The 15242-nt window shown below is 69.1% G+C and carries 16 protein-coding genes; 10 read left to right on the top strand and 6 right to left on the bottom strand.

Annotated features, from left to right (window positions below; all coding sequences use genetic code 11):
* The first annotated feature begins 29 nt into the window (after positions 1–29).
* Positions 30–884: a CDP-alcohol phosphatidyltransferase family protein gene (locus tag LOK44_RS12775; RefSeq protein WP_237570611.1), complete on the top strand. Its 855-nt coding sequence runs from the start codon at positions 30–32 to the stop codon at positions 882–884.
* Positions 881–3100 carry an AAA family ATPase gene (locus tag LOK44_RS12780; protein ID WP_237570327.1) on the top strand — a complete coding sequence of 740 codons (2220 nt, stop codon included), beginning with the start codon at positions 881–883 and terminating at the stop codon, positions 3098–3100. The genes LOK44_RS12775 and LOK44_RS12780 overlap by 4 nt, the downstream gene beginning before the upstream one ends.
* A gap of 7 nt (positions 3101–3107) precedes the next feature.
* On the opposite strand, the gene LOK44_RS12785 is transcribed toward LOK44_RS12780, so the two are convergent.
* Positions 3108–4163 carry a class I SAM-dependent methyltransferase gene (locus LOK44_RS12785; protein ID WP_237570328.1) on the bottom strand — a complete coding sequence of 352 codons (1056 nt, stop codon included), beginning with the start codon at positions 4161–4163 and terminating at the stop codon, positions 3108–3110.
* Between the two features lie 262 nt (positions 4164–4425).
* Between LOK44_RS12785 and LOK44_RS12790 the strand changes: the two genes are divergently transcribed.
* The 7 genes from LOK44_RS12790 to mnhG all read left to right on the top strand — a co-directional run bounded on the left by LOK44_RS12790 (position 4426) and on the right by mnhG (position 11154).
* Positions 4426–4875: a DUF1707 domain-containing protein gene (locus LOK44_RS12790; protein ID WP_237570329.1), complete on the top strand. Its 450-nt coding sequence runs from the start codon at positions 4426–4428 to the stop codon at positions 4873–4875.
* A gap of 123 nt (positions 4876–4998) precedes the next feature.
* A complete protein-coding gene (locus LOK44_RS12795; RefSeq protein ID WP_237570330.1) occupies positions 4999–7893 on the top strand; it encodes a Na+/H+ antiporter subunit A in 2895 nt (964 codons plus the stop codon).
* Positions 7890–8354, top strand: a complete 465-nt coding sequence (locus LOK44_RS12800; protein WP_237570331.1) for a Na(+)/H(+) antiporter subunit C — start codon at positions 7890–7892, stop codon at positions 8352–8354. The genes LOK44_RS12795 and LOK44_RS12800 overlap by 4 nt, the downstream gene beginning before the upstream one ends.
* Complete coding sequence (locus tag LOK44_RS12805) at positions 8351–9946, top strand: Na+/H+ antiporter subunit D (protein WP_237570332.1); 1596 nt, start codon at positions 8351–8353, stop codon at positions 9944–9946. Before LOK44_RS12800 ends, LOK44_RS12805 begins: the two co-directional genes overlap by 4 nt.
* 40 nt (positions 9947–9986) lie before the next feature.
* Positions 9987–10538 carry a Na+/H+ antiporter subunit E gene (locus LOK44_RS12810; protein WP_308192736.1) on the top strand — a complete coding sequence of 184 codons (552 nt, stop codon included), beginning with the start codon at positions 9987–9989 and terminating at the stop codon, positions 10536–10538.
* On the top strand, positions 10535–10807 hold the full coding sequence (locus tag LOK44_RS12815) for a monovalent cation/H+ antiporter complex subunit F (RefSeq protein ID WP_237570333.1): 273 nt from the start codon (positions 10535–10537) through the stop codon (positions 10805–10807). The genes LOK44_RS12810 and LOK44_RS12815 overlap by 4 nt, the downstream gene beginning before the upstream one ends.
* A complete protein-coding gene (gene mnhG / locus LOK44_RS12820) occupies positions 10804–11154 on the top strand; it encodes a monovalent cation/H(+) antiporter subunit G (protein WP_237570334.1) in 351 nt (116 codons plus the stop codon). The genes LOK44_RS12815 and mnhG overlap by 4 nt, the downstream gene beginning before the upstream one ends.
* A gap of 14 nt (positions 11155–11168) precedes the next feature.
* On the opposite strand, the gene LOK44_RS12825 is transcribed toward mnhG, so the two are convergent.
* From LOK44_RS12825 to napA, 5 genes are read right to left on the bottom strand one after another with little or no spacing between them, the layout of a single operon-like run.
* Complete coding sequence (locus tag LOK44_RS12825; RefSeq protein ID WP_237570335.1) at positions 11169–11807, bottom strand: LON peptidase substrate-binding domain-containing protein; 639 nt, start codon at positions 11805–11807, stop codon at positions 11169–11171.
* A 32-nt stretch (positions 11808–11839) separates the two neighbouring features.
* Positions 11840–12985 (bottom strand): glutamate--cysteine ligase, encoded by a 1146-nt coding sequence (locus LOK44_RS12830; RefSeq protein WP_237570613.1) that lies wholly within the window; start codon positions 12983–12985, stop codon positions 11840–11842.
* Positions 12966–13676, bottom strand: coding sequence for a superoxide dismutase[Cu-Zn] (gene sodC / locus LOK44_RS12835; protein ID WP_237570336.1), 711 nt, complete (start codon positions 13674–13676; stop codon positions 12966–12968). Before sodC ends, LOK44_RS12830 begins: the two co-directional genes overlap by 20 nt.
* Before the next feature lie 9 nt (positions 13677–13685).
* On the bottom strand, positions 13686–14150 hold the full coding sequence (locus LOK44_RS12840) for a LytR C-terminal domain-containing protein (protein ID WP_237570337.1): 465 nt from the start codon (positions 14148–14150) through the stop codon (positions 13686–13688).
* A gap of 49 nt (positions 14151–14199) precedes the next feature.
* Positions 14200–14508 carry a nucleoid-associated protein NapA gene (napA, locus tag LOK44_RS12845; protein ID WP_163919333.1) on the bottom strand — a complete coding sequence of 103 codons (309 nt, stop codon included), beginning with the start codon at positions 14506–14508 and terminating at the stop codon, positions 14200–14202.
* Between the two features lie 138 nt (positions 14509–14646).
* Between napA and LOK44_RS12850 the strand changes: the two genes are divergently transcribed.
* A complete protein-coding gene (locus LOK44_RS12850) occupies positions 14647–15240 on the top strand; it encodes a peptide deformylase (RefSeq protein ID WP_237570338.1) in 594 nt (197 codons plus the stop codon).
* Positions 15241–15242 lie beyond the last annotated feature (2 nt).

Consider the following 15242-nt stretch of genomic DNA (forward strand, 5'->3'; position numbering starts at 1 on the left):
CCAAACCCCACGGTGGCCGCCCCAAGGCAATGCGCATCCTCCCCAGCGCGACCACCGTGCTGGCCATCTGCGCCGGGCTGACGTCGATCAAGTTCGCACTCGACGACCGGCCGCACATCGCGCTGGCGCTCATCGGCGCTGCCGCCGTGCTCGATGGGATCGACGGCGGCATCGCCCGCGCCCTGGACGCGCAGTCCCGGATGGGCGCCGAGATCGACTCGCTGGCCGACGCCGTCAACTTCGGCGTCGCACCGGCGCTGGTCGTCTACGTGACCCTCCTGCCAGACACACCGGTGGGCTGGATCTTCGTCCTGCTGTACGCAGTGTGCATCGTGCTCCGGCTGGCCCGGTTCAACGCGCTGCTCGACGACGACACCCGCCCGGCCTATACCCGCGAGTTCTTCACCGGCATGCCCGCACCGTGCGGCGCGGTCGGCGTGATCGGCCCGCTGGCCGCGCAGTTGCAGTTCGGCGAGGGCTGGTGGACCTCGCACTGGTTCGTGTGCCTCTGGCTGGCGGCGAACTCGGCCCTGCTGGTCAGCCGGGTGCCAACCCTTGCCCTGAAGGCGATCTCGGTGCCGACGAACGCGGCGCCGATCCTGCTGATCCTCGTCGCGATCGCCGCCGCCGGACTGCTGCTGTTCCCCTACGTGCTGGTGCTGCTGATCATCGCCGGCTACGTGTGCATCATCCCGTTCACCATCCGCAGCCAGCGCTGGGTGGCGGCCCGCCCGGAGGCATGGGATGCGAAGCCCCAGCAGCGCCGCGCGGCTCGGCGGGCCATCCGCCGCGCCGAGCCGAACCGACGCTCGATGTCGCGACTCGGGTTACGCAAGCCCGGCGCTGATTCCCACAACCAAGACCCCCGCAACCCGCGACGATGACGTACACCGACGGTGTCGTCGAGGATTCGGACGAGACGCCGCTGACCCATCTGCGGCTCACCGCGCGGCTCAACACCTCGGCCCTGGATTCGCGCAGGGGCGTGGTCCGGCTGCATCCGGAAGTGCTCGCCGCACTCGGGATCCGGGAATGGGACGCCGTCTCGCTGACCGGATCGCGCACGACCGCCGCCGTCGTCGGCATCGCCGCGTCGGGCACCCCGCCCGGCACGGCACTGCTCGACGACGTGACGATGTCGAACGCCGGCCTGCGCGAGAGCGCGTCGGTGATCGTGTCACCGGTGACGGTCTACGGCGCGAGGTCGGTGGCGTTGACCGGATCCCGCCTGGCGAGCAACGCCGTGTCGTCGGCGACGCTGCGCCTGGCCCTGCTCGGCAAGGTCATGACGGTCGGCGACACCGTGTCACTGCTCCCCCGCGACCTCGGGCCGGGCACGTCCACCTCCGCCGCGACGTCGGCGCTGGCGTCGTCGGTCGGCATCACGTGGACGTCGGAGCTACTCACCGTCGTCGCCGTCGACCCGCCGGGACCGGTGAGCGTGCAACCGAACACGTCGGTGTCGTGGGGTGACGTCGTCGCCGCGTCCGACGCCGGGGCCGCCACCGCCTCGACCGTGCGGCTGCCCGTCGCGAGCACCCCTGCACCCGTCGTCGCGTTCGACGACCTGAAGGGCGCCCACGTTCAGGCGGCCCGGCTCGGCGAGTGGCTCAAGCTGGCCCTCGACGAACCCAAGCTGCTCGAAACGCTGGGCGCGAAGCCCAATCTCGGCGTGCTGGTGTCCGGGCCTGCGGGCGTTGGCAAGGCCACCCTGGTGCGCACCGTGTGCGACGGCCGCCGACTCGTCGAACTCGACGGGCCCGACGTCGGGGCGCTGCGCGCCGAGGACCGGCTGACGGCCGTGGCCGACGCGGCCGCCCGGGTGCGCGAGGGTGGCGGAGTCCTGCTCATCACCGACGTCGACGCGCTCCTGCCTGCCACTGCTGAACCGGTCGCCACACCGATCCTCGGCGAGCTGCGCAACGCCGTCGCCACCCGCGGCGTCGCGTTCGTCGGGACGTCGGCGATGCCCGACGCCGTCGACGCACGACTGCGCGCGCCCGACCTCTGCGACCGCGAGCTGGGTCTGAGCCTGCCAGACGGCGCCACCCGCAAGGCCCTGCTGGAGGTGCTCCTGCGGGGCGTGCCGTCCCAGGAACTCGACCTCGACGAGATCGGCGATCGCACACCGGGTTTCGTGGTCGCCGACCTGGCCGCCCTGGTCCGCGAGGCCGCGTTGCGGGCCGCGGGCCGCGCCAGCGCCGACGGCGAGCCACCCGCGCTGACGCAGGACGACGTGACGGGCGCACTGTCGGTGATCCGGCCGCTGTCCCGCTCGGCCACCGAGGAGATCGCGGTCGGGTCGGTGACGCTCGACGACGTCGGCGACATGGTCGAGACCAAGCAGGCGCTGACCGAAGCGGTGCTGTGGCCGCTGCAGCATCCCGACACGTTCACCCGCCTCGGCGTCGACCCGCCCCGCGGCGTGCTGCTCTACGGTCCGCCCGGATGCGGCAAGACGTTCGTCGTGCGGGCACTGGCCAGCACCGGCCGGCTGTCGGTGCACGCGGTCAAGGGCGCCGAGCTGATGGACAAGTGGGTGGGCTCGTCGGAGAAGTCCGTCCGCGAGTTGTTCCGTCGGGCACGGGATTCCGCGCCGTCGCTGATCTTTCTCGACGAAGTCGACGCGCTGGCTCCGCGGCGCGGGCAGAGTTCGGACTCCGGTGTGACCGACCGCGTGGTGGCCGCACTGCTGACCGAGCTCGACGGCATCGACCCGCTGCGCGACGTGGTGGTGCTGGGCGCCACCAACCGCCCCGACCTGATCGACCCCGCGCTGCTGCGCCCGGGCCGGCTGGAGAAGCTGGTGTTCGTGCCGCCGCCGGACGCCGACGCGCGGCGCGACATCCTGCGCACCGCGGGCAAGTCCATACCACTGCACCCGGACGTCGACCTGGATGCCGTCGCCGACGAACTGGAGGGCTACAGCGCGGCGGATTGCGTTGCGCTGCTGCGTGAATCGGCGCTGACGGCGATGCGACGCTCGATCGACGCTGCCGACGTCACTGTCGCCGACGTCGACAAGGCCCGCGCGACCGTGCGGCCGTCCCTGGACCCCGCCCAGGTGGCGTCGCTGCAGGCGTTCTCCGAACGCCGCTGACCCTCGGCTAGGGGCGGGCCTCGAGCACGAGGTTGAACGGCGTCTCGGTGGCGCGCCGGAAACGGGCGAACCCGGCACCGTCGACCACTACCTCGCGTAGTCGGGCCTCGCCCGCCTGCGCACCGAGCGCCGGGCCGTTGCGCGCCAACGACACCGGCACGCAGATCTGCGTCGACGCCCCGTACATCACCCGGCCGACCGGGGTCAGGTTGTCCTGCAGGCTGTCGTTGGCGAACGGTTCCACGATCATCGCGGTGCCGTCGCCGTTCAGCGCCTCGCGCGCATGCCGGGCCGCCGTGACCGGATCCGCCATGTCGTGCAAGCAGTCGAAGAACGCGATCAGGTCGAAGTCCTCGTCCTCGTAGCCAACTGCGTCGGCGACCTCGAACCGCGTGTTGCCGCCAACCCCCGCCGCTGCCGCCTTCTCGCGGGCCACGTCGATCGACTCACCGTGGTAGTCGTAACCGACGAACTGGCTCTCGGGGTACGTCTTGGCCATCAGGATCGTGCTGGCGCCGTGGCCACACCCGACGTCGGCGACCTTCGCGCCACTGGTCAGCTTGTCGACCACCCCGTCGAGTGTCGGCAACCACGAGTCGATCAGGTTGGCGTTGTAGCTGGCGCGGAAGAAGCGCTCGGTGCCCTCGAACAGGCACGCGTGGTGCTCGCCCCATTCCATGCCCTGCCCCGAGGCGAAGTTCTCGAGCGTGTGCCCCAGGGCGTGGAACGTTGCCTCCACCAGGTTGTAGGCGCCGGGGAGGTCGACGGGACCGTTCGGGTCGGCGAGGCACGCCGCCTGTTCGGGAGTCAGCGACCACTCACCGGAGGACGGGTCGAACTCGACGTAGCCACCCGCGCCCTGGTTTCCGAGCCATTCGCGGACGTACCTGGCGTCGGTGCCGGTGCGTTTGGCAAGTTCGTCCGCGGACATCGCGCCCTTCGCCAGTTCGCGGTAGAGCCCGAGGCGGTCGCCGACCAGCACGAGCGTGGCGCTCATCGCGGCCCCCAGGTCCCCGACCGCCTTGCCGAGGAATTCGTTCAACTTGCCTTCGTCGACGTCCATGATGACGCTCTTCCGCTCGTCGGATTGTGGACGTTCCATGATCCTGGCTAAGCACGCGGCGCGGAGAAACTTGGCCCAATCAGTACATATTCCGACGATGAGCGTTCATTAGCTACTCTCACCAACTCGAGGGACGTCAGCCCTGAGCAGTTCGGACCAGTCGTAGGCGTGGGTGACGCGGGAACGAACCGTTGACATTCCATTACTGACATGTCACAGTCGAACCGTCAGTCTAGCCACCGTCAAGATAAGGAGAGCAGACATGACCGCTCCCGTGACGAACACGTCGGCCGTCCGCGTCGGGGATCGCGACCGGGAGGCCACCGCCACCCGCCTCGGCCAAGCCCTCGCGCAGGGCTATCTCGACATGACCGAATACGAACGCCGGGTCGGATCCGCGTTCGCGGCCCAGTCCCGAGCCGATCTCGACGCACTGCTCGCCGATCTGCCGGTGCACCGGATGCGTCTCGACGACCCGGCACGCCGCATCGCCCGACACGCGGCCGCGCGGCTCTCGCTCCACCTGCACCTGGCTGCCTACGCCCTGATGGTCGTCATCGTCCTGACGGTGTGGCTGGCCGTCGCCCTGTCCGGCGGCACGTGGTACTTCTGGCCGATCTGGCCGATCCTCGGCGCCGGGATCGGCGTCGTCGGACACGCGATCCCGACCAGGTTGGCTGTCCACCCATCCCGCTGCCGTCGGACTCCATAGCATCCCGACAGGGCCGTGCCACACGTCACGGCAGAGCGCGGCATCGGATCCCATCCGTAAACTGGACGACGACAAGTCCAGCCACACAGCATCGACGGCTGACACCCCGATCGACGGAGTGCCATGCTCGCCATCCTCTTCGCCCACGCGGCCGCTGCCGTCGTGGCGCCGGTGCTGGTGCGCCGATGGGGCCGGCGGGCGTTCTATCCCCTGGCGCTCGTGCCGCTGGGCTCGCTGATCTGGGTCGCCACGAACTGGCCGGGTACCGGCGAGCAGACCGTCCACGTCGAGTGGGTGCCCGAGCTGTCGATGGACATCACGCTCCGCTTCGACGCGCTCGCCGCGGTCATGAGCGTGCTGGTGCTGGCGATCGGCGCGCTGGTCCTCTTCTACTGCGCCGAGTACTTCCACCACCACGACGGGCACACCGAGAACCGCCTGCCCAGCTTCGCCGCCGAACTCGTCGCGTTCTCCGGCGCCATGTTCGGCCTCGTCGTCAGCGACAACATGCTGCTGCTGTACCTGTTCTGGGAACTGACCACGGTGCTGTCGTTCCTGCTGGTCGGCCACTACGCCGAACGCGCGACGAGTAGGCGCGCCGCAGTTCAAGCCCTGCTGGTCACCACGGCAGGCGGGTTGGCGATGCTCGTCGGCGTCATCGTGCTCGGCGAGGCCGCGGGGACCTACCTGCTCTCCGAGCTGATCGCCGCGCCGCCGACCGGTACCGCCGTCACCGTCGGAGTCCTCCTCGTCCTCGTCGGCGCGCTGTCGAAGTCGGCGATCGTGCCGCTGCACTTCTGGTTGCCCGGCGCGATGGCGGCACCCACACCGGTCAGCGCCTACCTGCACGCGGCCGCGATGGTGAAGGCGGGTGTCTACCTGATCGCCCGCATGACACCGGGTTTCGCCGACTCGCCCGGCTGGCGACCGACCATCGTGGTCCTCGGGCTGGCCACCATGCTGCTGGCCGGCTGGCGCGCCGTCCGCGAGTACGACCTCAAGCTGATCCTCGCGTTCGGCACCGTCAGCCAGCTCGGGCTGATCACCGTCATGGTCGGCACGGGCGGGCGCGACGTCATGCTCGCCGGGATGGCGATGCTGTGCGCGCACGCGATGTTCAAGGCGGCCCTCTTCATGGTGGTCGGCATCATCGACCACGCCACCGGCACCCGGGACATCCGCCGGCTCGGCTGGCTCGGCGACCGGCACCGTCCACTGCTGATCATCGGCATCGGCGGCGCCGCCAGCATGGCCGCCCTGCCACCCTTCTTCGGCTTCATCGCCAAGGAGGCGGACCTCGAGACGATCCTGCACAGCACGTCGCTGGGATCGGCCGCGCCCTGGGTGCTGGCGGGCATCGTGGTGGGGTCGGTCTTCACCACCATCTACAGCCTGCGCTTCGTGTACGGCGCGTTCGCCCGCAAGGGCAGGACCGAGCCCAGCACCCGCGTCGCCGAGATGCACCGCCCGCCGGCTGCCTTTCTGATCCCCCCGGGGGTGCTGGCCGCCGCGGGCCTCGTGTTCGGCGTATGGCCCACCGGACTCGACCACGTCCTGGCCGATTACGCGGACACCGTGCCCTATGGCGACGACGGCTACCACCTCGCGCTCTGGCACGGCGTCAACCTGCCACTGTTGCTTTCGATCCTGGTGCTGGCGTCCGGCATCGTGGCGTTCTTCGCACGCGGACGGTTGCGACGCGTGCGTTTCCGCTACCTACCGCTGGGCAACGCGGACCGCATCTACGACGCCGTGATCCGCGGCACCGACACCCTTGCGGTACGGGTCACCTCCGTGACGCAGCGCGGTTCGATCCCCGCCACGCAGACCGTCATCCTGCTGACGCTGGGACTGCTACCGGTGTCGGTGCTGGTGCTCGGCTCACGCAACCGTCCCGAACTGGCGCTGTGGGATTCGCCGCTGCAGGTGGTCGTCGGCCTGATCATCCTGGCGGCGGCGCTGGGCGCGACGGTCATGCGCAACCGGCTCGCCGCGGTCCTGGTCGTCGGGGTCACCGGTTACGGGTGCGGCGTTGTCTTCGCGCTGCACGGCGCACCCGACCTGGCGTTGACGCAGTTCCTCGTCGAAACACTCACGCTGGTGATGTTCGTGCTCGTCCTGCGGACTCTGCCCGCCGAGGCGGAGCGCTCGACCATCACCCGGCATCGACTGCCGCGGGCAGCACTCGCGCTCGGCGTCGGGGCCGCCGTCACCACGCTGGCGGTGTTCGCGATGGCGGCGCGCTCCACCAGGCCGATCGCCGAACTGCTCCCCGACGCGGCGTACTACCGCGGTCAGGGCGCCAACACGGTCAACGTGCTGCTGGTCGACATCAGAGCCTGGGACACGATGGGCGAGGTGTCGGTGCTCGTCGTGGCGGCCACCGGCGTTGCGTCACTCGTGTTCCGGCACAGGCGGTTCGGAACGGCGCCGCGGGTGGCCGACGCGGGCCAGCCCGACATCGGCCGCATCCCCGCGCTGTCCACCAGCCCCGCCATCGGCGAGATCACCTGGCTGCGCGGAAGCGAGATGCGCGACCCCCGCTACCGGTCGCTGGTGCTGGAGGTGGCGACGCGGATCATCTTCCCGCTCATCATGGTGCTGTCGCTGTACTTCTTCTTCGCCGGACACAACACACCCGGCGGCGGTTTCGCGGGCGGCCTGACCGCCGGTCTGGCGCTCGTACTGCGCTACCTCGCTGGCGGGCGATACGAGTTGGGCGAAGCCCTTCCCCTCGACGCCGGAAAGGTGCTCGGCGCGGGCCTCGCCCTGGCTGCGGGCACCGCCGTGGCCTCGCTCCTGCTGGGTGCGCCCGTACTGTCCTCCGCGGTCATCGAGTTCGACCTCCCCGTACTGGGATCGGTCAAGTTCGTCACCGCACTCGTCTTCGACCTAGGGGTCTATCTGATCGTCGTGGGCCTGGTACTCGACGTGCTTCGCAGCCTCGGCGCGCGCGTCGACGAGGAGATGAGCCAGCAGGTCGAGCGCGACCGGCAACCGCGAGGGGCCAGCCGATGAACGTCACCTACCTCATCCCATTGATTCTGATAGGCGGGCTCACCAGCGCAGGGGTGTATCTACTCCTGGAGCGCAACCTCACTCGCATGCTGCTGGGACTCCTGCTCGTCAGCAACGCGGTGAACCTGCTGCTGCTCACCGTCGGAGGTCCATCGGGCAATCCACCGGTTCGCGGACGCACCAGCAACGGCGAGACCATGACGGCTGATCCGCTGGCGCAGGGCATGATCCTGACCGCCATCGTCATCACCATGGGCATCGCGGCCTTCGTGCTGGCGCTGACCTACCGCTCGTATCGGCTGTCACGCGACGAGGTCGTCGCCAACGACCCAGAGGACACCCGCGTCTCCCGAGGTTCCGAACTCGCGCTCGACGAAGACCGGCCCGAGCACGTGCCGTCCCGCGACACCGACGCACCCGACGAACTCGACGCGCTGCCCGGACACGAGGGGTCGCGATGACCGGCCTTGCCGCAGTCCTGACTCCCCTGCCGGTACTGATCCCGATGCTCGCGGCGGCGACCACGCTGCTCGCAGGGCGCCGCCCGCGCCTGCAACGCGTGATCGCCGTGACCGCACTGATCGCCGTCGTGATCGTCTGTGCAGCGCTGGTACGTCTCGCCGACGAGTTGGGGACGATCGCCGTCCACGTGGGCGGGTGGGGTCAGACGGAGACGGGCATGGGCCCGCTGGGCATCACGCTGGTGGTCGACCGGCTGTCCGCACTCATGCTGCTGGTGTCGGCGATCGTCCTGCTCGCAGTCGTGTTCTACGCGATCGGTCAGGGCATCCGCGACGGGGACGAACGGCAACCCGTGTCGATCTTCGTGCCGACCTACATGGTGCTGTCGGCCGGCGTCTTCACCGCGTTCCTGGCAGGCGATCTGTTCAACCTGTTCGTCGGTTTCGAGGTGCTGCTCGCGGCCAGCTTCGTGCTGCTCACCATCGGTTCCAGCACCGAGCGCGTCCGAGCGGGCATTGCCTACGTGATGGTGTCGATGGTGTCGTCGCTGATCTTCTTGATCGGCCTCGCGCTGGTCTACGCCGCGACCGGCACTCTGAACCTCGCCGAACTCGCCGTGCGCCTCGATGACGTCCCAGAAGGCACCCGCAGCGCGATGTACGCAGTCCTGCTGGTGGCGTTCGGCATCAAGGCCGCGGTGTTCCCGCTGTCTGCGTGGTTGCCGGATTCCTATCCCACCGCACCTGCACCGGTCACCGCGGTGTTCGCGGGCCTGCTCACCAAAGTGGGCGTGTACGCCATCATCCGGACCCATTCGCTGCTGTTTCCCGGCGGCGCGCTGGACCGCGTACTCCTGGTGGCGGCGCTCCTGACGATGCTCGTCGGCATCCTCGGCGCTCTCGCGCAGAGCGACATCAAGCGCCTGCTGTCCTTCACGCTGGTGAGCCACATCGGATACATGGTGTTCGGCATCGCCCTGTCCAGTGAACTCGGCATGTCGGGCGCCATCTACTACGTGGCCCACCACATCGTCGTGCAGACCACGCTGTTCCTTGTCGTCGGTCTGATCGAGCGCCAAGCCGGGGCGTCGACCTTCCAGCGCCTCGGCGGGCTGGCCGCAGCCAGCCCGCTGCTGGCCTTCGTGTTCTTGGTCCCCGCCCTCAACCTCGGTGGCATCCCGCCGTTCTCGGGGTTCATCGGCAAGGTGGCCCTCTTGGAGGCGGGCGTGCAGGAGGCGTCGGTGCTGGCCTGGATGTTGGTCGGCGGTGGCGTCCTCACCAGCCTGCTGACGTTGTATGCGATGGCCCGGGTCTGGACGAAGGCGTTTTGGCGGGCGCGCGCCGACGCCCCGGAGGGCGCGATGTCGGCAGCCGCACCCTCGGCGCTCCTCGACGACTCCGAGGACGTCGAATTCGCCGATCGCGACGACGTGGGACGGATGCCCGTCGGCATGGTCCTACCCACTGCCGCGTTGATCGGGGTGGGTTTGGCGCTGACGGTCTTCGCCGGTCCGATCTTCTCCTACGCCGAGCGTTCGTCGACAGAGATCCTCGATCGCGGGCAGTACGTCTCGACAGTCCTCGGTCGGTGATGAGCGCTTGCGCGAAGAACAGAGAGCGGAGCGTAGTGCCGTGAAACGAGACTGGAGCAAGCGGAAGATTCTGCTGCGTGCGTGGGTGCTGTGCTGGCTGATGCTGGTGTGGGTGCTGCTGTGGGGCAACCTCTCGGCGGCGAACGTCCTGAGCGGGTTGGTGGTTGCGCTGGGGATCACCGTGCTGCTGCCGCTTCCGTCCGTGCCCATCGAGGGCAGGCTGCATCCACTTTCGCTGGCGCGCCTGGTGTTTCGGGTGGCGTACTACCTGCTGATGTCGTCGCTGCAGCTGGCGTGGCTGGCGATCAAGCCAGGGCCGCCGCCGCAGTCGGCCGTGCTGCGGGTCCACTTCGCACTGAAGTCGGACTTCGTGCTGGCGCTGGCGGCCAACATCATGAACCTCATTCCCGGTGGCATCGTCCTGGAGATCGACCAGACCCGGCGCTTGCTCTACATCCACGTGCTAGACGTGAGTACCGAGCGCGCGGTGAACCGGTTCAATCACGAGGCCGCGGAGGTCGAACGACTGTTGATCGCGACGTTCGAGCGCGACCCGCACTGGCGGCCGGCACCGGAGAGGGAGGTCCAGTGAACACCGTGTGGATCATCGCGGCCGTACTGCTGATCACGGCCTCCGCCATCACCATGTATCGGCTGCTGGCCGGGCCCGGCACGCTGGACCGCCTGGTCGCCCTCGATGCCTTCGTCGCGGTGATGATGTGCGGCATCGGCACGTGGGCGGCGTACAGCCTCGACACGACGGTCACCTACAGCCTGACCGCGCTCGCGCTAATCAGCTTCGTCGGGTCGGTCAGCGTCGCTCGTTTCCGGGTGCGGGACCGCGACGGGGGAAGTCAGTGAACGTACTCGACGTCTTGGCCGGGGCATTCGTGCTGAGCGGGTCGGTATTCGCGTTGACGGCGGCGATCGGGGTGGTCCGCTTCCCCGACACGATCACGCGCATGCACGCCGCGACCAAGCCGCAGGTCCTCGGGCTGCTCCTGGTGCTGACCGGCGCGGCGATCCGGCTACGCGGACACCCCGACGTCGGCATGTTGATCCTCGCGGGCTTGTTCACGCTCATCACGGCACCGGTGATCGCCAACCGCGTCGGCCAGCTGGCGTATCGCGAGCAGGCCTTCCGCGACGACCTGCTGCGTCGTGACGAGATGGCGCAACGCGACGACGCGCACCGCGACGAAGCCTGACCGAGCCGGCCTGATCAGTCCTCGGCGGTCGGGGCGTCGAGTTCGAATTCGATCATCGCGGTGAGGGTCTCGACGGCTTCGCTCAATGCCGCGAGCCGATCGGCGGCCGACGGAGCGGCGAGGACCGAGTACCGGTCGGCCTGGCCCATCGGGACGCGAGCGGCCAACGCATACAGTCGTCTTCCGGCGTCGTCACCGGGTTCGGGCTCGCCGAGCAGCTCGCGCTTGGGCGGCAGGACCTTGTCTTGGGAGTCGGCCAACCGCTCGAAGACCGCCATGACGCGGTTCTCGACGTCCTCGATCTCGGCACCGCTGACGGCCCTGCCCGGTTCGTCGGGCCATGGCTCGACCGACGCCCGCGGATACGGTTCGTCGTCGTGCCAGCGTTCGACCCGGATGCGCCCGCGCATCTCGCACAGGATCCGGTAGCGGCCCTCGCCCTGATCGTCGGCCTCGACCACGTGCGCCAGCGTGCCGACGTCGAGGCGACGGTCACCGCCCCCGACCTCGCGGCCGGCCTCGATCAGGACGACGCCGAATTCGCGCTCGCCGGCGAGGCAGTCGCGCACCAGCGCGGCGTAACGCGGTTCGAAGATCCGCAGCGGCAGGTCCTCGCCGGGCAGCCGCACGGATTCGAGCGGGAACATCGGCATGACTCTCGCAGCGTCTTGCCCGCCGACCATCGCTATAGCTCCAGCTCCGCGACGAGCGCGTCCACCACGGCCCGCAGGTCGCCGTCGTGCTCCTCGGCGACCCGGCGCTGCCGCTGGTAGGACGCCCCGGTGGCGTAGATGTTCGACACGGCGGCGAGTTCGTCGGCGCAGCCCAACGACTTCGCCACCGGCTCGAGCCGGTTCAGGATGTCGTCGAGGTCCTCGGTGACCAGACGCTCGTTGCTGTCTTCGTCGAGGATGATCACCGCGTCGAGGCCGTACCGGGCCGCGCGCCACTTGTTCTCCTGCACGTGCCACGGCGGCATCGTGGGGAGGTGCTCACCGGCTTCGAGCCTGCGGTCGAGGTCGACGATGAGGCAGTGCGTCAGAGCGACCAGCGCGCCGAGTTCGGCGATGTTCGAGACCCCGTCGAAGATCCGGACCTCGACCGTGCCCAGATGAGGCGAAGGCCGTATGTCCCAACGGATCTCGTTCATGTGGTCGATGATGCCGGTCTTCTTCTGATCATGGACGAACTGCTCGAACTGCGACCACTCCTGGAAGTGGAACGGCAGACCGGCCGTCGGCAGCTGCTGGAACATCATCGCCCGGTTGCTTGCGTAGCCGGTGTCGCCGCCCGCCCAGTACGGCGACGACGACGACAGCGCCAGCAGGTGCGGGTACTGGTTGAGCAGCGAGGTGATGATCGGCATCACCTTGTGCGCCGAGGAGATTCCGACGTGCACGTGCACGCCCCAGATGAGCATTTGCCTGCCCCACCACTGGGTGCGCTTGATCAGCTCGGCGTAGCGCGGCGCGTCGGTCAGCTGCTCGGCCGACCACTCGGCGAATGGGTGCGTGCCCGCGCAGAACAGCTCCATGCCGCGGTCGCGCACGATCTTGCGGGCCGGCGCGAGCGTGGCCCGCAGATCGTCCATCGCCTCGGCCGAGTTGTCGCAGATGCCGGTGACGACCTCGACGGTGTTGCGCAGCAGTTCCTTGTGGACGCGCGGGCTTTCGCCGATCTCCGCGATGACGGCGGCGGCTTCGTTGCTCAGCTCACGGGTCTCGGGGTCGACGAGCGCGAACTCCCATTCGACGCCGATCGTCGGCCGCGCCGACCCCTTGAAGTCGATGCGCTGCGGTCTGACCGGAGCCTTACTGGCCGGAGATGACACCGCACGCCACGCGCTTGCCTGCGTCACCGGTGGCCATCGTCGTCTCGTCCGGTCCAGGGGTGCCGTTCACCTGGGTGTAGCGCTCGGGCGGGATGTTCGTGAAGTTGTCGGCCTTCTCGTGGATGATGATGGCCGTCTTCTGGCCGGCCTGCAGGTCGGCGGCGGTGAACGCGTCGGTCGTCGTTACGACCATCGCCGAACCGTCCTCGCGCACCTGCAGCGAGGTGAGGTCGCCGCTGGCGGGGTGACCGCTGTTCCCGCCCGCCTGGAAGTGGCCGCCGGCGGAGTTGAAGTCGCCGGGCGCGCCGCCGGTCGGCGCGACCGAGCTGGCCTCGCACTTGCCGACGGAGTGGATGTGCATGCCGTGGAAGCCGGGGGTCAGCTGACCGGGCGACGTGGTCTGGACCGTGACCGTGGCGTGGCCGTCCTCGAACACGAACTCGGCCCTCGCGACGGTGGTGCCGTCGGGTGACTTGAGGTCGGCGGTGAGGGTCTCCCCGCCGCCGGACGCCTCGGCTTCGCCGCCACCCTCGCCGCCTTCGCCGCCGGCCGATGGCGCCGGTGAGCCCGTCCACACCGGCGGGGTGGTGCCGGGCTGGGTGGCAATGGGCTCGTTGGGCGAGCATGCGGCCGCGACCGGGACGATGAGCGCCGCGGCGCCCAGGAATCGAAGCGAGGCTGGAATCGGCATGCCAAAAGCCTAACCGGTGACCAGCACGACCACGCCGGGCGGTTGCTCTGCCAGTTCGGGAGTGCGCGGCGCGACGGGCGCTTCGATGAGCCTGCCCACTTCGCGGGCGGCTTCTTCCTCACCGCGGGCCTCGCCGAAGTAGACGGTGGTCTCGGGGACGTCCGGGATGTTCAGGTTCCCGGTCTCGGTGACGTTCCACTCGGCGTCGCGCAGGCGGGTGGCCACGCCCTCGGCCGCGCCGGCGACCTCGGAGACGTTGAACACGCGCACGTCGGCCTTCGCCGGCGGCGCCTCGTCGGCTGCTGAGCTGGTCGGGCTGGCGGTGACCGTGCTGACGACCGTCGAGGAGTCGCTGTCGGAGTCCGAATCGGAGCCCATCGACTGGAAGCCGACCAGCAGGAATACGACGCCCAGGAAGAGCAGCACCATGACGATCGCGCGCAGGGGCAACCCGGAGGATTCTCGCTGATTCATCGCACCCACTGTATTACCCCGCCGTTCCCGGCAGCCGATGCCTCGACGGTCAGGTGACGTCGAAGCCGAGCTTGCGAGCCGCTCGCGCCTTCTGCCTGCTGGCCCGCAACCGGCGGAGCCGCTTGACCAGCATGGGGTCGGCTGCCAGCGCCTCGGGGCGGTCCACCAGGGCGTTCAGCACCTGGTAGTAGCGGGTGGCCGACATCGAGAACAACTCCTTGATGGCGTCCTCTTTGGACCCTGCGTACTTCCACCACTGCCGTTCGAAGGCGAGGATGTCGTGCTCGCGTCGGGTCAGCCCATCGGTGAGCGCAGAGTCGTCTCCGGACTTGTCAGTCCGTGCGATGGCGCCGTCCATAGTCTTTTTCCAGGGCCCTTCCGAAGATATCGACGACAATCCGTTGGTAACGGCGATATTCAATCACGGTCAGCGGGGTTGAGCCGTGATGTGACCCGCGAGTCGGCTCACCGAAGCTGGCTCACTAATCTCATGTGCGTGGCCGTCGTTCCGATTCGCATCGTGGGTGATCCCGTCCTGCACACTGCGACCAGTCCCGTCCCCGTCGATGACGACGGAAACCTTCCGCCCGGTTTGGCCGATCTCATCGCCGATCTGTACGACACGATGGACGCCGCGCACGGAGTGGGCTTGGCCGCCAATCAAATCGGCGTGGCGCAGCGGGTGTTCGTCTACGACTGCGCCGACGAGCGAGGCCGCACGACCCGCCGCCGCGGGGTGGTGGTGAACCCGGTACTGGAGACCTCCGAGGTTCCCGAGACCATGCCGGACCCCGACGACGACGACGAGGGCTGCCTCTCGGTTCCCGGCGAGTCGTTCCCGACCGGGCGCGCCGAGTGGGCGAGGGTCACCGGCCTCGATGCCGACGGCACGCCCATCACGCTCGAGGGCAACGGACTGTTCGCCAGGATGCTCCAGCACGAGACCGGACACCTCGACGGCTTCACCTATCTCGACCGGCTGGTCGGCAGGCACGCACGCGCCGCCAAGCGCAGCGTCAAGTCGCACGGCTGGGGCGTGCCCGGATTGACGTGGATGCCCGGCGAGGACCCCGACCCGTTCGGTCACTGAGC

Source organism: Mycolicibacterium lacusdiani, from assembly GCF_021916785.1.
Taxonomy (GTDB): Bacteria; Actinomycetota; Actinomycetes; order Mycobacteriales; family Mycobacteriaceae; genus Mycobacterium; species Mycobacterium lacusdiani.